This is a genomic window from Nocardia sp. NBC_00403 (assembly GCF_036046055.1).
Lineage (GTDB): Bacteria > Actinomycetota > Actinomycetes > Mycobacteriales > Mycobacteriaceae > Nocardia.
This window is the reverse complement of record NZ_CP107939.1, coordinates 8,530,314-8,551,691: the sequence shown is the minus strand read 5'-3', so window position 1 is coordinate 8,551,691 and position 21,378 is coordinate 8,530,314. Positions and strand designations below refer to the sequence as shown.

Genomic DNA, 21,378 nt, shown 5'->3' with positions numbered 1-21,378 from the left:
TTCTCGCCGATCACGCGCCGTTCCAATCGATGACGCCGCCCGAGCTCGACCAGCTCGCGGCGGCTTCTTCGCTGCACGCGTTCGCCGCGGGCGCGGTGATCATGGACTATTCGGCCCAGGTGCCCGACGACATCTGGATGCTGTGGACCGGCCGTGTCACCCTGCAGGGCAGCGGCGACGGCGCACCGATCGATGCCGTCGAGCCCGGCGGCATCTTCGGCTACGTTCCGCTGCTGACGGGCGGCAGCGCCGACTTCGTGGCGCGGGCGGTCGAGTCGAGCCTGCTGATTCGGTTGCCCGGAGCCTTGGTGCGGGCTCAGTTCGCCCAACCCGACGGCTTGGCGTTCCTCGCTTCCTCGGCCTGGAAGACGGCGTCCGGCGATCGAACTCCGATGGCGCCGGTGCTCGGCAGCCGACCGGTCGGCGAACTCGTCTCCGGTGCGGCCGTTTTCGTCGCGCCGGAGACCAGTGTGCGCGATGCCGTCGTGCGAATGACCGAACAGCGTGTCTCCTATGTGCTGATCCGATTGCCGCAGGGTGAATTCGGCATCTTCACCGATCGCGATCTGCGAACCAGGGTGGTCGCGGCCGGGTTGTCGGTCGAGGTGCCGATCTCCCGGGTGATGAGTGCTCCGGCCCGCCGGGTGACCGCCGACCTGACCGCCGAAACCGTGCTGATGGAGATGCTCGAATGCGGTCTGCGGCATATGCCGGTGCTGTCGCGGCGCGGTGCGGTGCTCGGCGTGCTCGAGGACGCCGACCTGCTCGCGGCCTCGGCCCGGCAGAGTTTCGTGCTGCGCCGTTCGATCGCCGCGGCCGCGGACGCGACGCAGTTGCAGCGCGCCGCCCGCGAGATCACCGGCACCGTGGTCGACCTGTTCCGCAATGGCACCAAGGCATCGGCGACCAGCGGCATCTTGTCGGTCGTCATCGACTCCGTGGTCCGCAAGGCGCTCGAGCTGGCACTCGCCGAGATCGGCGACGCGCCGGGGCCGACCCTTTCCGGCGACCTGCAATCAGTCACCGGCGGCGGATTCGCCTGGCTGACCCTCGGCAGTATCGCCCGCCGCGAGGCGATGCCGTCGTCGGATGTCGACAGCGCGCTGTCGTGGGCCGACGAATTGTCTTCGGCCAGTGTGGAACTGCGCGCCGTCGCCGCGCGAGTGCACGCCATCCTCGATGCCTGCGGCTTGCCTGCGGACAGCAATGGCGCGATCGCCGCGAGGCCGAAGTTTTCCCGTTCCCGCTCGCAGTGGGCATCGGCGGCCGCGGGCTGGCTCGAGGATCCGTTGCAAGACCGGGGCCTGATCCTGTCCTCGCTGCTCATCGACGGGCGCGTCGTATGGGGCGAGGAAGCGCTGCACACGGTGCCCGCGGCCTTCCGGAGCATGCGCGCCGAACACCCGAACGCCCTGCGATTGCAGCTGCTCGACGCATTGTCGGGACGAGTGCGGGCGCGCTCGCTGCGGGATGTGCTGTCCCGGCGCGGCGGGACATTCGATTTGAAGAGCCACGCGCTGGCTCCGATCGTCAACCTCGCCCGATGGGGCGGTCTGGTGGCGGGCGTGACCACGGCGTCGACGCCGGTGCGGTTGGCGGCCGCCGCGAGCGCGGGGGCGCTGAGCGAGCGCGATGCCACCATCCTCACCGAGGTTTTCGTCATGCTGCAGCGCATGCGGATGGTCCATCAGGTCGAGCAGCTCTCCGCCGGGCACAGTCCCGGCGACATCATCACGATGTCGGAACTTTCGCCATTGAATCGCAGTCTGCTCAACGATGCATTGCGGGAGATCGCCGTGGTGCAGCGACGTGTCGGCAGCTTGGGAGCGACGACCACTTAGAATGGCGTTCGAGATGGCAACTCGAGACGGCGATGACAACGGGCGGACGGCTGCGGTGCAGTCCGTCGACCGAGCGCTGCTGGTCATGGAGATTATCGCCAAGCTGGGGCAGGCCGGCGTCACGGAGATCGCCGCGGAACTCGGCGTGCACAAATCTACCGTCTCGCGGCTTGTCGCCGTGCTGGAATCGCGCGGATACGTCGAACAGCTCTCGGAGCGCGGCAAGTATCGGCTCGGCTTCTCCATCGTCCGGCTCGCCGGATCCACCAGTGCGCAGGTCGACCTCGTCGGGCAGAGCCAGGGCGCGTGCAACGAGCTCGCGATCGCCTCGGGTGAGACGACTAATCTCGCTGTCCTGGACGGCAATCGGATCATCAATATCGTCGAGGCGATGGGACCCGGCTCGATCGCGCTGCGGTCCTGGGTGGGGCAGAGCTGCCCGGCGCACGCCACCTCCAGTGGCAAGGTGCTGCTCGCGGGTCTCGAGCCGAGCGAGATGCGTAAGCGGGTCGGCGCCAAGCTCGAGGCGTTCACCGACAACACTCTCACCAAGGTCGCCGACCTGGCCGCCGAGCTCGTCGAGGTCAGGAACAATGGCTGGGCGAGCGTGCGCGAGGAACTGGAGATCGGGCTGAACGCTGTCGCCGCGCCCGTTTACGACAGCAACGGTGCAATCGTTGCGGCACTGAGTGTTTCGGGTCCCGCCTACCGCCTTGCTCCGGAACGTTTCGCCCGCGCCGCCGAGCTGACCATCGCGAGTGCCGCGGACATCGGCCGCCGTCTGGGGTACCTCGGCTGACCACATCCGTACCCGCTCTCGCGATCTGTGCCCGCTGCGGTCGTCGTACGCGGGGCGAATCGCGAGGAGGGGCGATCGGTATCGGTGCTCCTGTTGACAAGGGGTGGGGGCGGCCCAATACTTAGTTGCGTATGGAGCACCAGTTGCGTATTACGAAACTAGTTGCTCGATGTGCAATCGAATAATCGCCGTTCGACGCGTAGCGGGAGATCTCCACGGGTTTTCGTGGGGAGCCGAAGGAGCAAATCCTCCCGGGAATCTCTCAGGCCCAGTACCGCTGCGCACAGGCAACTCTGGAAAGCAGTGCGCACGCACTCGCCGACGGGGCAAACGCGCAGTGTCCCAACACAGTGCGTGAAACTCTCAGGCCATTGGACAGAGCGGGAGGAGCCACCTACGCGCATGCGTCGACGAAAGGCTCCTCATGGCCGAACCTGTCACCGCTGGCGACCGCTTGCAGGTCGCTGGAAACAGCAACACCGCCGTCCGAACCGAGCTCGACGCGTCGCTGCGCGAATTCGATCCGCTCGTCGCACATTTTATCGACCGCGAAATCGACAGGCAGCAACGCGGTCTGGAAATGATCGCCTCCGAAAACCACGCGCCGCTGGCAGTGATGCAGGCGCAGGGTTCGGTGCTCACCAACAAATACGCCGAGGGCTATCCCGGCCGCCGCTATTACGGCGGGTGCGAGCATGTCGATGAGATCGAATCACTCGCGATCGACCGGTTACGCGCTTTGTTCGGCGCGGAATACGTCAACGTCCAGCCGCACTCGGGAGCTCAGGCCAACGCCGCGGCGATGCATGCGGTGTTGCGACCCGGAGACGGCATCCTCGGGCTTGCGCTGGATCATGGTGGACACCTCACCCATGGCATGAAGATCAATTTCTCCGGTCGGCTCTATGACGTTGCGGCCTATCATGTTCGGGCCGAGGACCATCTCGTCGATATGGACGAGGTGCGACGGCTCGCGCATGAGCATCGGCCGAAACTGATCGTGGCAGGCTGGTCGGCCTATCCGCGGCACCTCGACTTCGCCGAATTCCGGCGCATCGCAGACGAAGTCGGCGCATACCTGATGGTGGACATGGCGCACTTCGCCGGTCTGGTCGCGGCGGGGCTGCATCCCTCGCCCGTGCCGCACGCGCACATCGTCACCTCCACCACCCACAAGACCCTCGGCGGGCCACGCGGTGGATTCATCCTCGCCGTCGAGGAATTGGGCAAGAAGCTGGCTTCGGCGGTCTTCCCCGGACAGCAGGGCGGGCCGCTGGAGCATGTGATAGCGGCCAAGGCCGTCGCCTTCAAGATGGCGGGTGAAGCGGCGTTCCGTGATCGCCAGCAACGCACGCTCGCGGGTGCGCGGATCCTCGCCGAGCGACTGCTCGCCGTGGACTGCCGGGCGGCGGGGATCAGCGTGGTCAGCGGCGGTACCGACGTGCACCTGGTGCTCGTAGACCTACGCGACTCCGAGCTCGACGGCCAGCAGGCAGAGGATCGGCTCGCCGAGATCGGAATCACCGTGAACCGCAACGCCGTTCCGTTCGACCCGCGACCGCCGATGGTGAGCTCCGGTCTGCGGATCGGCACACCGGCACTGGCCGCACGTGGCTTCGACACCGCGGCATTCACCGAGGTCGCCGACATCATTGCCGCGGCGCTGCGCGCGGCGCAGCCGGTCGAGGAGTTGGGCGAGCGGGTCGGTGCGCTGGTCGATCGGTTCCCGCTGTATCCCGGTCTGCGTGAACGGGCATGACGGTCAGCATTTTCGACCTGTTCCGGGTCGGCATCGGGCCGTCGAGCTCGCACACGGTCGGGCCGATGCGCGCGGCCGCCCGGTTCATCGAGCAGCTCAAAACCGATGGGCAGCTGCACAATACGACCGGTGTTCGGGTTGAGCTCTACGGATCGCTCGGCGCGACCGGGCGCGGGCACGGCAGCATCGAGGCGATTGTCGCCGGGTTGTCCGGCGAACGGCCGGAGACCGTCGATCCGGAGGTGGTGGCCGCCACCACGTCCGAGGCGCGTGACACCGGCACGCTGCGGCTCGGTGGGGTGCATCCGATCGGCTTCGCCGTCGACGAGGACATCGAACTGCTCTGGCGAATCCGACCGGTCTTCCACAGCAACGGCATGATGTTCCGCGCCGTCGATGCCAAAGGTCAGGTGCTCGTCGAGCGTCGCTTCTATTCCGTCGGCGGCGGATTCGTTTTGGACGAAACCGAGATCGACCGGCCTGCCGAGACGAGGACCACGGTCGGGCACCCGTTCGCCTCGGCCGCGGAGCTGCTTGCCCGCACCGCCGCTACCGGGCTGTCCATCAGTGAGCTGATGCTGGCCAACGAAATGACCTGGCGCAGTCCGGATCGGATCCGGACCGACCTGCTCGAGATCTGGAAGGTCATGCAGGACTGCGTCCAGCGGGGGACGTCGACGGCGGGTGTGCTGCCGGGCGCACTCGCCGTTCGGCGGCGTGCGGCAGCGCTGCACGAACGATTGACCGTCGAAGCCGACGACACCGACCCGCTACGAGCGATGGAGTGGGTCACGCTGTACGCCATGGCCGTCAACGAGGAGAACGCCGCGGGCGGTCGGGTCGTCACCGCGCCGACGAACGGCGCCGCGGGCATCATTCCCGCTGTGCTGCATTATGTTCAGCAGTTCGTCACCGGCCCGAATGACGACAGCGTGATCGATTTCCTGTTGACCGCGGGTGCGATCGGGCAGCTGATCAAGGAGAACGCCTCGATCTCCGGCGCGGAGGTCGGGTGCCAGGGCGAGGTCGGCTCGGCCTGCGCGATGGCGGCAGCCGGACTCACCGCCGTACTCGGCGGCACACCCGAACAGATCGAGAATGCCGCCGAGATCGGCATCGAACACAACCTCGGTCTCACCTGCGATCCGATCGGCGGACTCGTGCAGATTCCGTGCATCGAACGCAACGGTGTCGCGGCGGTCAAGGCGATCACCGCGGCCCGCATGGCGATTCGCGGCGACGGCGTCCACCATGTGTCACTCGATAAGGTCATCCAGACGATGCGCGCGACGGGCGCGGATATGCTGGACAAATACAAGGAGACCTCGCTCGGCGGCCTCGCGGTCGCGGTCGTCGACTGTTGAGCGGCCGGGCGATGCCTCGCCCGAGCGCAGGTCGCCGTCTCAGTGGCTGCCGGTTTCGGCTGCCGGGAACAGACGGTGGATCGTCTGGGCCGCCGCGAGTACGCGGGAGTCGTTCGGATCGGTGGGATCCAGACCGGTGAGCTCGGTGATGCGTCGCAGTCGGTAGGTGAAAGTGTTGGGGTGCACGTGGATTTCGGCTGCCGCGACCTTGCGTTCGGAGCCGTGGCGCAGATGCGCGTCCAGTGCCTCCAGTAGATGCGGGCTCCGCAGGATCGGAGCAATGCGCTCGGCCAACCTGGCGCGGGCCGGTCCCGGTCTGGTGAGCTGGAACTCGAGCAGCAGATCGTCGAGCCGATAGACGCCGGTCGGCCTGCCGAGCAGGCGGGCGAGTTCCGCGATCTCGGTGGCCTCGTGCGCGGCCTGCGGGACGGATTTGCGTGCGACCGGAGGGCATTCGGCCACGGTGACTCCGGTGCCGAACTGTGCGGCCAATCCGATGGCGAGCCGGTGGTATTGCTCGTGATCGAGGTCGGCGGACTCGGAGACGTTCGGTAGCAACGCGATGCCGTTCGAGCCGTCGAAGGTGGCGAGCGCGGTGGTACCGGTGAGGCCGTCCAAAGCGCGTTGCAGGACGCGGATCCGGCGTCGGGTCAGCAGATTCGCGACGGTGCTCGAGCGACTGTCCTGCGGCAGCCGATGGTCCTGGTGGATATGGATCGCCAGCACGGTGTAGCCGTCGGTGAGCGCGGTATCCGCCCGCGCCGCAAGCTCTTCGGCGGGCAGCCCACGCAGCAGCGCCGAACACAATTCACGACGGGCCTCGCGCTCGGCGTTGTAGATCGACTGTTCGACCTCGGAGTAGGTTTCGACCACGGTGATGTTGATGTGCATCAGCAGCTCGAGCAGGCGGCTGCCGACGACCACCAGATCCGCCGTCTCGGCGGGTGTCGCCAGTGCCGCGGCCTCGGCAAGCACCGATTGTGCCGACCCGTGGATGGCCTCGATCAGCACCGCGAGCGGGAACCGGTCCTCCGCATGCCGCTCGACCACCGGTGCGACGAAGGTCGCGACCTCGGCCCTGCTGAAAGTGCGCTGTTCGCCGATGGCCTGCAGGACCGCGCGGCCGCAGGCGTAGATGGCGGGCAGCACCTCGGCAGTGAAATGCCCAGGGGGCAGATCGGCGGCGGGCGGGGTCGCACCCAGCCCAGCGGCGAGCATGCGCTCGGAGATCTGGGGCCACCTGGTCAGCAACCGAACAACCAATGAGCCTTCGCTGTTTGCCGGTGAGAGAGCGACGGACATGAGCCGATTGTTTCCAACGACAGTAACCGCAGCAAGCCTTCGGTCCAATCGACGGGAACTTTGTCACACACAACAAGTTCCCGTGCGGTTTCTTCTCTCGGCAGCGCAGTGACGCTGGGGGTGTGCCGGCCATAGATTTGGGCAGCGGAAACAAATATGGCCGCGGTCACACCGAAGCGGGAATGTGGCGCAGGAAACAGTTGGTGGTCATGGGGATCCGTTGCTCGAACCGCCGTTCGGTGAGGTCTTCGCGCTCGTCGATGGTTGCATCGCGGTCCGTCGCCACCTGGTGGTGGGGCTCCGCAGCTTGAACGCGGAGATGCTGGATGGGAAATGAACGGAATGTTTGCAATGAAGCAAAGTGCTCGACGGGCCGTCTTCGGTGCCGCGGTGATCGTGGCAGTGACCGTCGCGACGGCGCTCGGTGGCGGCGGGGCCACCGCGGACCGACAGACAGCGCCGACGGAACAGACTTTCGCGGAGCTCATCAGCGCCGGGCTCACCCCGGCCGCGGACGGCAGGCAGCCGCAGGCGATCGTCGATACCGATACCGGCAGCGGTTCGGGATCGGCGACGAGCCGGGCCACCGATGTCCTCGGTGAGGGACCCGAGATGTCGGCGTATCTGGCCGCATTCGGTTACGGATTACTGCATCCCGATTCGGCGCCGCCGGGCGCGAATCGCTGGAACTGCACCCCGTCGGCCGAGCATCCCCGGCCGGTGGTGCTGTTGCACGGCACTTGGCTCAACGCCTACGACACCTTCTCCTATATGTCTCCGCGCCTGGCACGCGCCGGATTCTGTGTGTTCGCCTTCAATTTCGGGCGTTCCACTTTCCTGGAGGGCGGCGGGCTCGGCCCGATCCTGCCCGGCCGCTACGGGGTTGGGCCGATGGAGGATTCGGCACAGCAACTGAGCGAATTCGTCGATCGTGTATTGGCGGCGACGGGCGCGGAGCAGGTCGACATCGTCGGGCATTCGCAGGGTGGGACCGTGGCGAATCAGTATCTGAAGTTCGATGGCGGTCAGGGCAAAGTGGGCAAACTCGTCACCTACGGTGCCACGCACCACGGCACCTCGCTCATGGGCATCGCCACGCTCGGCAGGCTGATCAACAATCTCGGTGTCGATATTCTCGGCTTCTACGAGCCGATCGTCGGGCATTCCAATATTCAGCAGGCTTTCGGTTCACCGTTCTATGCCCGCTTGAATGCCCACGGCGACACCGTTCCCGGCGTCGACTACACCGTGGTCGGTTCTCGCTATGACGAGGTCACCAATCCCTACGACTGGACGTTCCTGCGGGCCGGGCCCGACGCGACGGTGGACAACCTCACGCTGCAGGCCGGGTGTGAACAGGATCTGTCCGATCACCTCACCATGATGTACTCGCCCCGGTCGGTGTCCATTGCGCTGCACGCACTCGATCCCGCGGCGCACCCCGATCTGGAGTGCGCGTTCAACCCCTGGATGCTCGGCGGCGGCCTCTGACGAGGCTGTCACTGCACCGACAGGAGAAACCGCGGCGCGCGAATTGTGACCGCTGCCAATTCTTTTCCTTCTCGGGCATTCGTAGGCTCGAATACGGGCAGCCGGCGGCATCGACGGCGCGGCGCTCTCGTTCATCGGCGACCTGCGCCGGCTGTCGCGGCACATGTTGTGCCGTGCCGTTCGAAAGGATCAACCCTGATGAGTGTCGCCGCCGACCCGACCGCGTTCGCGACCCGCCCCGATCACACGCCGTCCGCCACTGCGCCGTTGTTGCCGGAGGACGATCCGTTCTACCTGCCGCCGGCAATGATCGGGCAGCTGCGGCCGGGCGCCGTCGTCCGCGCACGAGAAGTCGAGCTGGCGCTGTTCGGTCGAGTGGCGCAGAAGATTCCGGCGTGGCAGCTGCTGTATCGGACCTGCGACCTGGATGACACACCCGAGGTGGCGGTGACGACGGTGCTGCTGCCGTGGGGTGCGGATCCTACGGCAGCTCGCCCGCTGGTCTCCTTCCAGTGCGCGATCGATGCCGTCGCCTCGAAATGTCTTCCGTCGTATGCACTCCGGCGCGGTGCGCGGGCCGCCGGTGCCATTCCACAGCTCGAGCTTCCGCTCATCGCGGGCGCATTGGCCAGCGGCTGGGCGGTGTCGGTGCCCGACCACGAGGGGACCGGTGGCCAGTTCGGTGCCGCCCGCGAGCCCGGGTACCGGGCGCTGGACGGGATTCGGGCCGCCCTCGCCTTCGAACCGCTCGGCCTCGGCACCTCGACTCCGGTTGCGCTGTGGGGTTATTCGGGTGGCGGCCTTGCCACGGCATGGGCAGCGGAGCTGGCGGGCGAGTACGCACCGGAGCTCGATATTGTCGGCGCGGTGGCCGGTTCGCCGGTCGGTGATCCCGCGGCGGCGTTCGTGCGCATGAACGGCGGACTCTTCGCCGGGTTTGCCGCGGTCTTCACCGCCGGACTGTGCCGGGCCTACCCGGAATTGGACCGGCTGCTGCGCTCCCGGCTGGATGCCGACTATCTCCGGCTCATGGCGGCCGCCGAGTCGACGACGACGTTCCCGCTGCTGTACCGCTTCGCGCGCCGCAATCTCGATGACCATTGCACCGGCGGTCTGGCCGGTCTGCTGGACGCGCCGGAGCTGCAACGCATCCTGGCCGACATCCGGCCCGGCGATCGCGCGCCCGTGATGCCATTGCTGGTACTGCAAGGGGTGTACGACGAGGTCATCGCGGTAGCCGATGTCGATGCGCACGTCGACCGGTATGTTGCCGCGGGCGTGCGTGTTCGGTACCTGCGCGACCGACTCAGCACCCACCTCCCGTTGCAGTTCATCGGGGCGCCGGTGATCATCGATTGGCTGTCGGATCGGTTCGGCAATCGCGCCCTTGCCCCGAATGCTGTCGAGACGGTGTGGTCGGTGGCGTTCTCCAAGCGGGCCGTGTCCGGGCATCTGCGGCTGGCATTGCTGTCGGCGCGCATGCTGTTCGGCTTGCCCATTCGGCAACGCAGGCGAGTGAATCGGCCCAGCGACGTACACCGGTGGTCGCTTCGGTTGACGTTGCGCAAGCCGTTGTCCTGAGCGACTTCCCGCTGTGGCCCCCGGCATCGGTCGGCCGTCGGGGTGTGTCGCGGCACCGGACGACCGCCATTCGGCTCGGTAGGAGGAGGCGCGATCAATGCCGGGCAGCTGTAGGCAGGCCTGCCGCGGTTGCGGCATCGGCGAGGACTGCTTCGAGCATGGCGGGAGTGAGTCGGCCGGTGAAGGTGTTCTGCTGGCTGACGTGGTAGCAGCCGAAGAGCTGCAACGGTTCGCGAGTGTCGTCGGATGGTGCCAGCGTGACGCGGACGTTGTGGCCGAATTTGGGGCGTGGCCGAGGAACGATCCACCCGGCCGCGGCGAGCACGGGCAGCAGCGCCTGCCAGCCGAACGCTCCGAGCACGACGATCGCCCGGACCGTCGGCGCGAGCAATGCCAATTCGGTGCGCAGCCAGTGACTGCACCGGTCGCGTTCGTCCGGCGTCGGCTTGTTGTCCGGTGGTGCGCAGTGCACGGGCGCGGTGAGCCGGACTCCGGTCAGCCGCAGGCCGTCGTCGCGTCGGATGGAAGTCGGCTGGTTGGCCAGGCCGACCGCGTGCAGAGCGGCGAACAAGACGTCGCCGCTGCGGTCGCCGGTGAACATGCGCCCGGTCCGGTTGCCGCCGTGGGCGGCGGGGGCGAGGCCGACGATCAGCAGCTGGGCGTCGGGCGGGCCGAATCCTGGGACGGGGCGGCCCCAATAGGTTTCCTCGCGAAAAGCGGCGCGTTTCTCCCTCGCCACCCTTTCGCGCCAGGCGACAAGGCGCGGGCAGGCGCGGCAGTCCGTGACGACGGTGTCCAACTCGGCGATGGTGTGGCACACAAGGAAACCCAATCACAATCAGTGGCGGGTCAGCTCTCGTAACCAGAGGTTTGCATCCAGGACGTGTGTCCAGGTCAGTACGGCCGTGAGCTGCGGATAACGACCCGGACATGTGATCGTGACCACGAGGGGCGGGTTGATAGCATGGCCTTTCTGGCCGACCGGATGCGGGCATCGCCCCCGGATTCACCTCGAAAGAGTCTTTCCATGCAGTTTGAAATCGTCGAGCGAGACGAAACGTGGGTTGCCGGGCTGCCAGTGCGCAGCCCGAAACGTGCGCTCGGGGAACTGCGTGATCACGATCTGGAGGCGGCCTGGGCCGCGGTGCTACATCAGGAGCTCGGTGGCCCGCTGGCCAGCGCATACACCGATTACACCGGTGAGCTCGGCACGTACAACACCCAGATCGTCGGCTACGAATGCGCGTCGTTCGAGGACGTCACCCGCGGTCACTTGGTCGCGCGGCTGCCGCGCGGCACCTATGCCCGGTTCTCCTCGGTCGGTAACTTCCCGCAGGTGATGACCGACCTGTGGACGCAGATCGCCTATGCCGAGGAGCACAACTACATCAAACGCACCTATACCGGGGACTTCGAGTGTTACCCACACGCCTACAAGATCGACCTCTACCTGGCGGTAGATGCGCGATGACCTATGCGATTGTCGTGCGTGGTGAGGCGATCTACGCAGGCCTGGTGGTGCCGCGGGTGCGGCCGAGCTTCAAGGTGAGCAATAGCGATCTGATCGAGTTTCTCAAGGACCGGCTGCGTGACCGCGCGGGCGAGCAGCGGCGGTCCGATCACCCGATGTACACCGTGTACGTGCCGGATCCCGCGGGGAACTTCAACGCTGTCGTCTGCTTCGAATATCCGGCGCCCGACGTGGTTCCGGTCGGTGATGTGCTGGTCAAGGTGCCGAAGGGCGTCTACGCGCGCTTCGTGCCGAATGGCGACTACCACGATCCCGTCGAGGACGTGTGGGCGCAGGTCGACGATGCGACCGCCTCGGCGGAGATCACTCGCGCCTACCGCGAAGAGGTCGAGATCTGGCACGGACCGGAGTCTGTGGAGCTGTTCATCTCGATCCTGGTCTAGTTGCTGAATGGTAGCTACCTCGGTACCAACTGGTCTCCACGTTCTGTTCCTTGTCCGAAAGGTGCGGCCTGACCTGCGGTGATTTCGGGGGCCGAAATTAGTTTTCGGAAGATTAACCGGTCGTCTGGTCAATTCCTTTCGGATGACGGATACTTCCCTAGGCAATCTCACCCGACCGGCGGGCTGTCGGGTGTGAGAGCTGGACCGGCTCGATTGACCGCGCGTGGGCGCGGTGGCTACGGAGTAGGGAACACCATGACTGTCGAAGCAATCGCAGTCGGCCCAGGGGGCACACGCGATGCCGAGGTGTTGCGCTTTCGGGATATGCATTCCGGATATGTCTTTCATGTCACCACTCCGGAGGCGCATCCCGAGCTCTGGCGTCGATACTTGCGCGGTGCGCTGCAGGTTTACCGGCATTACGATGTCGATCACGCGCTGGAATACGACAAAGTCGAAAACGGTTGTACGACAACATTGTTCTGCACCGCCGTGGATCCTTCCGGCGAGGTTGTCGCGGGCCTGCGGGCGCAGGGGCCGTACTCGGCGGTCGAGGACGTGCACGCGCTCGGCGCCTGGGCCGGGCGGCCCGGTGCGGACGCGCTGCGCACGATGATTGCCGAGCGGATACCGGAGGGTGTCGTCGAGGTCAAAGCGGTGTGGGTGGCGCGAAATGCGCCGCGCCGGTCTGCGCTTACCGCTGCGCTGTCCCGCTGTGTTGTGCATGCGACCTGGCTGCTCGATGCGCGCTTCGGTTTCGTCACCACCGCCTCGCACAGCCTGGAACTTTATCGCTCCAGTGGTGGGCGAGTGGCCGATCGGATACCGTCTGTCCCCTATCCGGACGACCGTTATCACACGGTCCCCGTGTGGTGGGACACCCAGACGTATCGGTCATTTGCCACAAAATTGCAGACTTCATTGATAGCGCTCGAGCAGGCCGCGCTCGAAGCCTGGCATGCACAGCCGCACGGTGGGCACCGTGCGGGTGACCATGGATCGGAGGACGGGCGCAGGTATGAACGGTGACCCCGGCCCGGTCGCGGACTATAGGCCGCTGATTCTCGATGAAAACGCCCCGGACGACGCCCCGATCCTCCTACAGCTGCGAAAGTCACCCCAGGTTCGCATCATCGACCTGCGGGATGTGCTGCATGGCGAGCTGGCCAAGGTGCGGTCACGGCCCGCCCTCGACGATCCGGATCCGGACCGGTGGGTCTACTACCCGTGGCGGCGCACCCTGGTCGGATTGCCCGGCGAGCGCACCTACCGGGCGATTCGGCTGGACCGCAATCGCAACAAGCTCACCAGGGACGAGCAGAAACGCCTGGCGGGCTTGACAATCGGCGTCGTCGGGCAGAGCGTCGGCCATGCGGTTGCCTACACCCTGGCCATGGAGGGCAGCTGTGGCCTGCTGCGCCTTGCCGATTTCGACGACATCGAGCTGTCCAACCTGAACCGGGTGCCGGGCGGCATCTTCGACATCGGGGTGAACAAGTCGATCGTGACCGCGCGCCGGATCGCCGAGCTCGATCCCTATCTGCCGGTCGAGGTGCGCACCGCGGGCATCGACGAAGACTCCGTCGACGAATTCCTGACGGGACTGTCGATCGTGATCGAGGAATGCGATTCGCTCGACATCAAGTTCGCCGTCCGTGAGGGCGCGCGCAGGCATCGCATCCCGCTGCTGATGGACACCAGCGATCGTGGCCTGCTCGATGTCGAACGCTACGACCTGGAGCCGGGCCGCCCGCCGTTCCACGGACTGCTCGGCACCACCGAGGGCGCCGACCTGCGCGGGCTGTCCACCAGGGACAAGGCGCCCCACGTCATGCGGATTCTCGATCCGAAAGAGCTGTCGGCGCGGATGGCCGCCAGTCTGGTGGAGATCGACGAATCGGTCACCACATGGCCGCAGCTCGGCAGCGATGTACAGCTCGGCGCGGCCATCGTGGCCGCGGCGGTGCGCAGGCTCGGGCTCGGACAGAAACTTTCGTCCGGGCGCACGCGCATCGATCTGGAGCGTGGTCTCGACGAGCTGGCCGAGCCGGAGCCGGTGGGTGAGCTGGTGTGCGAGCCGGAAGCGGTTGCGGGCAAACCGGCACCGGCGGGGACCGCGCTGCTGAGCGTGCTCGAATGTGCCCAGCGCGCACCCTCCGGCGGCAACACCCAGCCGTGGTCGCTGCGAATCGATGGGCCCGACCTGCGGATAGGTCTCGCCCGTCCGCGCTCCTCGGCCCTCGATATCGGCTATCGGGGCAGCGCGGTGGCGATCGGTGCCGCGCTGCACAATGCGCGCGCCGCTGCCGCCGTACACGGCATGCTCGGCGAACACGAATTCCTCGAGAGTAAAACCACGGCGCTGTCCGCGGTGCTGCGTCTCGGTACGGCCACCGATGCGTTGCTGGCCCGCGACTATCAGGCCGCGCTGGCCCGCGAGACCAACCGGCGTCTCGGCACGGGTGCGCCGTTGACCGGCGGTGTGCTCGCCGGCCTCGCCGCGGCCGCCGCTACCGAGGGTGTGACGCTGCACAGCATCACCGACCGGGCCGACCTCGCGACGGCGGCCGAATTGCTCGGCGAATCGGATCGAATCCGTTATTTGACGCCGCGGCTGCATCAGGAGATGTTCGCCGAGCTGCGGTGGCCCGGCGACGATCTGCTCACCGGAATCGACGTCTGCGGTATGGAGTTGGCCGCCGACGAGTACGCGAAGCTCGAGATCGGGCGCCGCGCGGATGTGATGGACCGATTGCGCGAATGGTCCGGCGGCGCCGCGCTCGGCGAGCACACCGCGGATCGGGTGCTGTCGAGTTCGGCGCTCGTCGCGGTGACGTTCACCCACCAGAAGGGGGCCTCGGGGCCTGGACTGACCGACTATGCCCGTGCGGGTGCGGGAATGCAGCGCGTCTGGCTCGAGGCGCAACGGCGTGGACTCGCGGTGCAACCGGTCTCTCCGGTGTTCCTGTATGCACGGCACCCCGACGAGCTGATCGCGATTTCCACGGATTTCGCGGATACACTAGCGTCACTTCAGGGCCGTTTCCTGGACCTGCTGGGAGTACCTGGGCATGAGATCATGGCATTGGTGCTTCGCCTGAGCTATGCGGCGCCAGCCTCGGTCCGCAGCAGGCGGCTTCCAGTGCCGGGCGCGGGCAACCGCAGCTAGCACGATCGGAGACAAGGTGCCTCGGCGAACGCTCGACTCATTGGTGACCCAGGTCGCCTCCGAGTTGATGGGCGTCGACGCCACGACGATGGTGGCGGCGAGTGAGCGGGTGCTGGCCAGATTGGTCGAGCACTTCGACGTCGATTTCAGCTATTTGCGACACACCGATCGAGAGCGAAGAGCCACCGTGCTCATCGCGGAGTGGCCGCATCGCGGTGACATCCCGGATCCCGATCCGCTGAAGGTCGTGTTCTTCGAGAGCGCGGATTCGGTGTTCCGCGAGCTCGAACACGCCACCGAGCCGATCGTGGTGCGGCCGACCGTGGAATCCGCCGACTATCAAGAGACGATCCGTCGTTCCTCGGGGATCCCGGAGGTCGCCATGGCCGCCGTCCCGCTGCTTTCGCGTGGTGAATCGACCGGCGTGCTCGGCTTCATCAAACAGGGCGATCGGGACTGGAGCACCAGAGAACTCAACGTGCTCAAGGCGATTGCCGCGCTGTTCGCGCAGCTGCAGGCGCGAGTGGTCGCCGAGGAGCGGCTGCGCTACATCGCACTGCACGACGATCTCACCGGACTTGCCAATCGCCGTGCGCTGCTCGAGCACATGGAGGAACGATTACACGCGGGCAGTTCCGGCCCGGTGGCCGCGTTCTTCCTCGACCTCGATCGCCTCAAGGCGCTCAACGATTTCCTCGGCCACACGGCCGGTGACAATTTCATCCGCACGCTGTCCTCGCGACTGCGTGAGAACCTCGACCCGAACGACATGATCGCCCGGCTCGGCGGCGACGAGTTCGTGATCGTGCCCGCCAAACCGATGGACGCGGTGGCGGCCGAGCTGGAGGCGACCAGAATCCAGCAGCTCATCGGGCGGCGGGTCACCGTCGGCGGCGAGTCGGTCAGCCGCGGTGCGAGTGTCGGTGTCGCGGTGGGTATCCCGGGGGAGACCACGGTCGCCGATGTCCTGCGCCGGGCCGATCATGCGCTGCTGTCGGCCAAGTCGGGTGGCGGCAATGGCGTCGCGGTGTTCACCGATGCTATGCGCGCCCAGTTCGAACTGCAGGACGATGTCGAACTCAACCTGCGCGGCGCGGTGTCCGACGGCTCGCTGCTGCTGCACTATCAGCCCGAGGTCGACCTGCGCACCGGACGGATCGTCGCGTTGGAGGCTTTGGTTCGCTGGCTGCACCCGACGCGGGGCCTGTTGCCGCCTGGTGCGTTCGTCAGCGTCGCGGAGGCAACCAATCTGGCGGGCGAACTCGGCCGCTGGGTGATCAGGTCGGCGTGCGCCCAGTTCGCGGAATGGCGGCGGCGTGGCCTGGCCGCGAATGTGGTGATGCGGATCAATGTGTCGCCGGTTCAGCTGGTCAGCCTCGACTTCGTGGAGCGCATCGAGGACATCCTGCGGCTGTTCGGCATCGACGGCAGTTCGGTGTGCCTGGAGATCACCGAGCATGTGGTGGTACAGGATCTGGCCCGTACACAGGTCACACTGCGTGGACTCAAGCGGATGGGCGTGCAGATCGCCATCGACGACTTCGGCACCGGCTACAGCTCCTTGTCGCACCTCAAGGCGCTGCCGGTCGACGCGGTGAAGATCGACCGCGGCTTCGTGCAGCGCCTCGGCGCGAGCACCGACGACCTCGCGATCGTGAAGTCCATCATCGGCCTGGCCGGATCCTTCGGCCTCGGTGTCGTCGGGGAGGGCGTGGAGACGCCGGTGGCGGCGCGCACCCTGGTCGGATTGGGTTGCTATCGGGCGCAAGGCTTTCTGATCGCCCGGCCGATGCCCGCAGACGAGGTCGAGCCACATCTCGCGATGGGCCGAATCCCCTTGGACCTCGATTTGCCGCGCGCGGGCCGCGGCACGGCGAAGTACTGACCCACTGCGCGAATCAGCTGGTCACGCGGCTGCCCGCCTTCACTCGGCCCGGCGCAACGGCGGCTGCGTCGCCTTCGCTCGGCCAGCGACTATCGACGGACTCAGCCCGGCAGTGCCGTAAGCGGCTGCCTTGCCTTCGCTCGGTCCGGTGCACTGCGGCTGGGTCGCCTTCGCTCGGCCCGGCGCGACTAGCGACGGAAATCCGTCCGGCTGTGCCGTTATGCGGTTCTTTCACGGCTGTTCATGCGCCGTTGGGCGCATCGGTCCCGATCCGCTGCACGATCGGCGGAGTGCGCATCGTGCAGCTGGCGAACTTCTACGGCCCGCGGTCCGGTGGGCTGCGCACCGCACTGCATCACCTCGGTGAGGGCTATGTGGCAGCGGGACACGAGGTGGTGCTGATCGTGCCGGGGCCGCGCCGCGCCGAAGAACTATTGCCGACCGGTGCGGTGCGGATTACCTTGCCCGCCTTGGGTATTCCATGGACCGGCGGCTACCGGGCGGCAGATCCGCGGCGGGTGGCCGATGTGCTGGCCGGCTTACGTCCGGACGTGCTGGAGGTGTCCGATCGGCTGACGTTGCGCGGATTCGGTCGATGGGCGCGGCGGCGCGAGGTGGCGAGCGTGATGATCTCGCACGAACGGCTGGATCGGCTGCTCGGCCAGGTCATGCCGGGTCCCGCTGCCCGCCGCTGTGCCGACGTGGCCAACCGGCGGACCGCCGCGGACTACGACATCGTGGTGTGCACCACGAAGTTCGCGCGCGCGGAGTTTCTGCGCGTCGGTGCGTCGAATGTCGAACTGGTACCGCTCGGTGTCGATCTGGAGCTGTTCAGTCCGCGTCGGCGCGATCATGCGCTGCGGGCCGATCTCGGCGTACCGGGGCATCCGCTGCTGGTGCACTGCGGCAGGCTCTCGGTGGAGAAGCGGGTCGACCGCAGCATCGAGGCGGTGGGCGCGCTGCGGAAGGCGGGCCTGGAGGTGCGGCTGGTCGTCGCGGGCGAGGGCCCGCGGCGCGAGGCGCTGGAGCGCCGCGCCAAGGCGCTGCCGGTGCTGCCGGGCGGGTTACCGGCGGTGCATTTCACCGGGTTCATCTCGGATCGGTCGATGGTGGCGAAACTGCTGGCCACCGCGGATGTTTCGCTGGCGCCCGGCCCGCACGAGACCTTCGGCCTCGCCGCGTTGGAGGCGCTCGCGGCCGGGACGCCGGTCGTCGCCAGCCGATCGTCCGCGCTGGCCGATATCGTCACCGCGGAGTGTGGCGCGGTGGCCGCCGATCATCCCTCGGATTTCGCCCGAGCGGTCACCGATGTGCTGGCACTGCCGACCGCGGGGCGCAGGAAGGCCGCGCGCAGCCGGGCCGAGCAATTCACCTGGCCGCGGGCGGTCGCGGGCATGCTCGCGGTCCTCGGCCGATGATTGCCTTCACCGGCGGCGCGAATTGCCGATGATCCTGCGGGCCGATAGGCGGCGCACAGTACCCTGCGAGGACTGATTCGGGGCTATGGGAGATGGGGTTCACCGGTGCGAATGGTTGGTCGCGGACGTGCAGGCCGTAGGACGATGCAGGGCGCCAGGGTGTTGGTGACGGGCGCCGCCAGCGGCATAGGCAGGGCGAGTGCGCTCGCTGCCGCGGCGGACGGCGCCGAGGTGGTGCTGACGGATATCAATGCCGAAGGACTCGACGAGACGGTGTCGGCCATCGGGGCGGCGGGCGGCGTCGTGCTCCTGGCACGGGCGTTGGACATCACCGACTACGACGCGGTCACCGAGTTCGCGAAGGATGTGCACGTGGAGTTCGGCACCCTCGATGTCGTGATGAACATTGCCGGCACCTCGACCTGGGGCACCGTCGAGAACCTCGAACACCGGCATTGGCGAAAGATGGTGGACGTCAACCTGATGGGCCCGATCCACGTGATCGAGAACTTCGTGCCGCCGATGGTGCGGGCGGGCCGGGGCGGGGCGCTGGTGAACGTGTCCTCGGCGGCGGGTCTGCTCGCGCTGCCGTGGCATGCCGCCTACAGCGCGGGCAAGTACGGCATCCGCGGCGTCTCCGAGGTGTTGCGATTCGATCTGGAGCGCCACGGCATTTCGGTGCATCTGGTGGTGCCCGGCGCGGTGAACACGCCGCTGGTGCAGTCCTTCGATCTGGTCGGCATCGACAAGGACGACCCGCGGGTGCGCCGGCTGGCCGGCGCGTTCACCAAGCATGCGGTGGAGCCGGAACATGTTGCGTCGCAGATCCTTCGCGGCATCGAACGCAACAGGTTCCTGGTCTACACCTCGTTCGATATCCGGTTCGGGTATTGGTGGTCACGGAAATTCGCCTACCCCTACGAATTCGTCATCCGCAGGGTCAGCGCTCGCTTCAGCAGGCTGCTGGCTTCGACGGGCAGTTGAGCTGCACGTCGAGCACTCGGGCACCGGGTCCCTGCTCGCCGAGCCGATCGTGCTCGTTGACCAGCCTGCAGCTGCCGAGCGACAGGCACCCGCAGCCGATGCAGCCGGTGAGGTTGTCGCGCAGCCGGGTCAGCTGGGTGATGCGGTCGTCGAGGTCGGTTCGCCAGGTGGTGGACAGAGTCTCCCAGTCACGTCGGGTGGGGGTGCGGCCTTCCGGTAGTTTGTCCAGCGCGGCGCGGATGTCGCTGAGCGGGATGCCGACGCGCTGCGAAATACGGATGAAGGCGACGCGTCGCAGCGTCTCGCGCGCGTACCTGCGCTGATTTCCGCTGGTACGACGGCTCGAGATGAGACCCTCGCGTTCATAGAAGTGCAACGCGGACACCGCTACTCCGCTACGCTCGGACAGCTGCCCGGGGGTCAGTTCCTTTGCTCGCCAATCGGTTGTCGACATCAACACTCCTCCGTTCACCTAAACAATACTTCAGGTTAGGGTGTGCTGGGGTAGGAATCGAACACACCCCATTCGCGTGCTCTTAAGCCCTCGGCGAACTACGGTCGGATCATGGGAGCAGAGGCTGTGCAGGGTGGGCACGCAGGCGAGCCGGACGGGAACGGGCGCGGGGGCACCGGCGACCCCGGCAGACGCCTTGCCGTCACGTCCGAAGTCGGCACACTGCGCACGGTGCTGCTGCACCGGCCCGGTGACGAATTGCGCAGGCTGACCCCGCGCAACAACGATCAACTGCTCTTCGACGGCATCCCGTGGGTGGAGCGGGCCCAGCAGGAACACGACACCTTCTCCGGCGTGCTGCGCAAGCGCGGCGTCGAGGTGCTGCTGCTCGCCGACCTGCTCGCCGACACCCTCGACGTCAGCGGCGCCGCCCGAATCCAGGGCATCTCGGGGGCCGTGGATGCGCGCAGGCTCGGGCACGGGCTCGCCGACGAACTGGCCGCCTACCTGCGCGGCGTGCCTGCGCGCGAACTGGCCGACATTCTGATGGCAGGCATGACCTTCGATGAACTACCATTCGGCCCCAACACGCCCTCGCTGGTGCGCCGGATGCACCACGGCGGCGATTTCGTCATCGATCCGCTACCGAATCTGCTGTTCACCAGGGACTCCTCGTTCTGGGTCGGGCCGCGCGTCGCCATCACCGCGCTCGCCCTGCCCGCCCGAATACGCGAGACCTCGCTCACCGACCTCATCTACGCCTTCCATCCCCGCTTCCTCGGGGTGCGCCGCGCCTACGAATCGCATACCGCACCCATCGAGGGCGGCGACGTGCTGCTGCTCGGACCTGGTGTCGTAGCGGTCGGCGTCGGCGAGCGGACCTCACCCGCCGGGGCGGAAGCACTGGCGCGCAGTCTGTTCGACGACGGTCTCGCGCACACCGTGCTGGTGGTGCCGATCGCACAGAATCGCGCGACCATGCACCTGGACACGGTGTGCACGATGGTCGACACCGACGCCATCGTGATGTATCCCGCCGTGCGGGACTCGCTGTGCGCATTCACGATTCACCGTGAAGACGGCTACGGCGTTCGGGACGGTGGTGGGGTGAGCATGCGCGGTCCCGACCCGTTCCTGCCCGCGGCCGCCGAGGCGATGGGCATCGGCAAGATGCGGGTCATCGACACCGGGCTCGACGGCGTCACCGCCGAGCGTGAGCAGTGGGACGACGGCAACAACACCCTGGCGCTCGCTCCAGGCGTGGTCGTCGCCTACGAACGCAATGAGATGACCAACTCCCGGCTGACCGACGCGGGCATCGAGGTACTCCGAATCCCGGGTTCCGAACTGGGTTCCGGGCGCGGCGGCCCACGCTGCTTATCCTGTCCACTGTCCCGAGATGACGTGTGAGCGAGCC

Annotated in this window: 17 protein-coding genes and 2 riboswitches; of the genes, 14 read left to right on the top strand and 3 right to left on the bottom strand. The window is 67.0% G+C overall.

Annotated elements, in window-relative coordinates; translation table 11 throughout:
- The first annotated feature begins 29 nt into the window (after positions 1-29).
- From OHQ90_RS38430 to OHQ90_RS38415, 4 genes are all read left to right on the top strand, one after another.
- Positions 30-1,841, top strand: coding sequence for a putative nucleotidyltransferase substrate binding domain-containing protein (locus OHQ90_RS38430; RefSeq protein ID WP_328413414.1), 1,812 nt, complete (start codon positions 30-32; stop codon positions 1,839-1,841).
- Between the two features lie 13 nt (positions 1,842-1,854).
- A complete protein-coding gene (locus tag OHQ90_RS38425) occupies positions 1,855-2,640 on the top strand; it encodes an IclR family transcriptional regulator (RefSeq protein ID WP_328406184.1) in 786 nt (261 codons plus the stop codon).
- 193 nt (positions 2,641-2,833) lie between these two features.
- A riboswitch (glycine riboswitch) is annotated at positions 2,834-2,927 on the top strand.
- Positions 2,928-3,029: riboswitch (glycine riboswitch) on the top strand.
- 35 nt (positions 3,030-3,064) lie between these two features.
- Positions 3,065-4,399 carry a serine hydroxymethyltransferase gene (glyA, locus tag OHQ90_RS38420; protein WP_328406182.1) on the top strand — a complete coding sequence of 445 codons (1,335 nt, stop codon included), beginning with the start codon at positions 3,065-3,067 and terminating at the stop codon, positions 4,397-4,399.
- Positions 4,396-5,763, top strand: coding sequence for an L-serine ammonia-lyase (locus tag OHQ90_RS38415; protein ID WP_328406180.1), 1,368 nt, complete (start codon positions 4,396-4,398; stop codon positions 5,761-5,763). Before glyA ends, OHQ90_RS38415 begins: the two co-directional genes overlap by 4 nt.
- A gap of 39 nt (positions 5,764-5,802) precedes the next feature.
- Here OHQ90_RS38415 and OHQ90_RS38410 read toward each other — a convergent pair whose 3' ends face one another.
- Positions 5,803-7,065 (bottom strand): PucR family transcriptional regulator, encoded by a 1,263-nt coding sequence (locus OHQ90_RS38410; protein ID WP_328406178.1) that lies wholly within the window; start codon positions 7,063-7,065, stop codon positions 5,803-5,805.
- A gap of 351 nt (positions 7,066-7,416) precedes the next feature.
- On the opposite strand from OHQ90_RS38410, the gene OHQ90_RS38405 reads away from it, so the two are divergent.
- Both OHQ90_RS38405 and OHQ90_RS38400 read left to right on the top strand, forming a co-directional pair.
- Complete coding sequence (locus tag OHQ90_RS38405) at positions 7,417-8,556, top strand: esterase/lipase family protein (RefSeq protein ID WP_328406176.1); 1,140 nt, start codon at positions 7,417-7,419, stop codon at positions 8,554-8,556.
- A gap of 198 nt (positions 8,557-8,754) precedes the next feature.
- The gene (locus OHQ90_RS38400; RefSeq protein ID WP_328406174.1) at positions 8,755-10,137 is read left to right on the top strand and encodes a lipase family protein; all 1,383 of its coding nucleotides are present in this window, start codon (positions 8,755-8,757) and stop codon (positions 10,135-10,137) included.
- Positions 10,138-10,231: 94 nt separating this feature from the next.
- Here OHQ90_RS38400 and OHQ90_RS38395 read toward each other — a convergent pair whose 3' ends face one another.
- On the bottom strand, positions 10,232-10,957 hold the full coding sequence (locus OHQ90_RS38395; protein WP_328406172.1) for a uracil-DNA glycosylase: 726 nt from the start codon (positions 10,955-10,957) through the stop codon (positions 10,232-10,234).
- 207 nt (positions 10,958-11,164) lie between these two features.
- Here OHQ90_RS38395 and OHQ90_RS38390 point away from each other — a divergent pair, with 207 nt between their 5' ends.
- The 7 genes from OHQ90_RS38390 to OHQ90_RS38360 all read left to right on the top strand — a co-directional run bounded on the left by OHQ90_RS38390 (position 11,165) and on the right by OHQ90_RS38360 (position 19,507).
- On the top strand, positions 11,165-11,608 hold the full coding sequence (locus tag OHQ90_RS38390) for a GyrI-like domain-containing protein (RefSeq protein WP_328406170.1): 444 nt from the start codon (positions 11,165-11,167) through the stop codon (positions 11,606-11,608).
- Positions 11,605-12,051: an effector binding domain-containing protein gene (locus OHQ90_RS38385; RefSeq protein WP_328406168.1), complete on the top strand. Its 447-nt coding sequence runs from the start codon at positions 11,605-11,607 to the stop codon at positions 12,049-12,051. Before OHQ90_RS38390 ends, OHQ90_RS38385 begins: the two co-directional genes overlap by 4 nt.
- Before the next feature lie 255 nt (positions 12,052-12,306).
- Positions 12,307-13,080 (top strand): hypothetical protein, encoded by a 774-nt coding sequence (locus OHQ90_RS38380; RefSeq protein ID WP_328406166.1) that lies wholly within the window; start codon positions 12,307-12,309, stop codon positions 13,078-13,080.
- Positions 13,070-15,220 carry an Rv1355c family protein gene (locus OHQ90_RS38375; RefSeq protein WP_328406164.1) on the top strand — a complete coding sequence of 717 codons (2,151 nt, stop codon included), beginning with the start codon at positions 13,070-13,072 and terminating at the stop codon, positions 15,218-15,220. Before OHQ90_RS38380 ends, OHQ90_RS38375 begins: the two co-directional genes overlap by 11 nt.
- 67 nt (positions 15,221-15,287) lie before the next feature.
- A complete protein-coding gene (locus OHQ90_RS38370; protein ID WP_328413412.1) occupies positions 15,288-17,105 on the top strand; it encodes a putative bifunctional diguanylate cyclase/phosphodiesterase in 1,818 nt (605 codons plus the stop codon).
- A gap of 290 nt (positions 17,106-17,395) precedes the next feature.
- A complete protein-coding gene (locus tag OHQ90_RS38365) occupies positions 17,396-18,523 on the top strand; it encodes a glycosyltransferase (protein WP_328406162.1) in 1,128 nt (375 codons plus the stop codon).
- Positions 18,524-18,634: 111 nt separating this feature from the next.
- Positions 18,635-19,507, top strand: a complete 873-nt coding sequence (locus OHQ90_RS38360; protein WP_328413410.1) for an SDR family oxidoreductase — start codon at positions 18,635-18,637, stop codon at positions 19,505-19,507.
- On the opposite strand, the gene soxR is transcribed toward OHQ90_RS38360, so the two are convergent.
- Positions 19,476-19,961 (bottom strand): redox-sensitive transcriptional activator SoxR, encoded by a 486-nt coding sequence (gene soxR / locus OHQ90_RS38355; RefSeq protein WP_328406160.1) that lies wholly within the window; start codon positions 19,959-19,961, stop codon positions 19,476-19,478. The two genes, OHQ90_RS38360 and soxR, sit on opposite strands and share 32 nt — an antisense overlap.
- Before the next feature lie 111 nt (positions 19,962-20,072).
- On the opposite strand from soxR, the gene OHQ90_RS38350 reads away from it, so the two are divergent.
- Positions 20,073-21,371, top strand: a complete 1,299-nt coding sequence (locus OHQ90_RS38350) for an arginine deiminase (RefSeq protein ID WP_328406158.1) — start codon at positions 20,073-20,075, stop codon at positions 21,369-21,371.
- Positions 21,372-21,378 lie beyond the last annotated feature (7 nt).

Bases quoted from the DNA above. Each gene is read 5' to 3' on its own strand.
- OHQ90_RS38430 (WP_328413414.1), top strand. From the start codon at position 30: ATGACGCCGCCCGAGCTCGACCAGCTCGCGGCGGCTTCTTCGCTGCAC.
- OHQ90_RS38425 (WP_328406184.1), top strand. From the start codon at position 1,855: ATGGCAACTCGAGACGGCGATGACAACGGGCGGACGGCTGCGGTGCAG.
- glyA (WP_328406182.1), top strand. From the start codon at position 3,065: ATGGCCGAACCTGTCACCGCTGGCGACCGCTTGCAGGTCGCTGGAAAC.
- OHQ90_RS38415 (WP_328406180.1), top strand. From the start codon at position 4,396: ATGACGGTCAGCATTTTCGACCTGTTCCGGGTCGGCATCGGGCCGTCG.
- OHQ90_RS38410 (WP_328406178.1), bottom strand. From the start codon at position 7,065: ATGTCCGTCGCTCTCTCACCGGCAAACAGCGAAGGCTCATTGGTTGTT.
- OHQ90_RS38405 (WP_328406176.1), top strand. From the start codon at position 7,417: ATGAAGCAAAGTGCTCGACGGGCCGTCTTCGGTGCCGCGGTGATCGTG.
- OHQ90_RS38400 (WP_328406174.1), top strand. From the start codon at position 8,755: ATGAGTGTCGCCGCCGACCCGACCGCGTTCGCGACCCGCCCCGATCAC.
- OHQ90_RS38390 (WP_328406170.1), top strand. From the start codon at position 11,165: ATGCAGTTTGAAATCGTCGAGCGAGACGAAACGTGGGTTGCCGGGCTG.
- OHQ90_RS38385 (WP_328406168.1), top strand. From the start codon at position 11,605: ATGACCTATGCGATTGTCGTGCGTGGTGAGGCGATCTACGCAGGCCTG.
- OHQ90_RS38380 (WP_328406166.1), top strand. From the start codon at position 12,307: ATGACTGTCGAAGCAATCGCAGTCGGCCCAGGGGGCACACGCGATGCC.
- OHQ90_RS38375 (WP_328406164.1), top strand. From the start codon at position 13,070: ATGAACGGTGACCCCGGCCCGGTCGCGGACTATAGGCCGCTGATTCTC.
- OHQ90_RS38370 (WP_328413412.1), top strand. From the start codon at position 15,288: ATGGGCGTCGACGCCACGACGATGGTGGCGGCGAGTGAGCGGGTGCTG.
- OHQ90_RS38360 (WP_328413410.1), top strand. From the start codon at position 18,635: ATGGTTGGTCGCGGACGTGCAGGCCGTAGGACGATGCAGGGCGCCAGG.
- soxR (WP_328406160.1), bottom strand. From the start codon at position 19,961: ATGTCGACAACCGATTGGCGAGCAAAGGAACTGACCCCCGGGCAGCTG.
- OHQ90_RS38350 (WP_328406158.1), top strand. From the start codon at position 20,073: ATGGGAGCAGAGGCTGTGCAGGGTGGGCACGCAGGCGAGCCGGACGGG.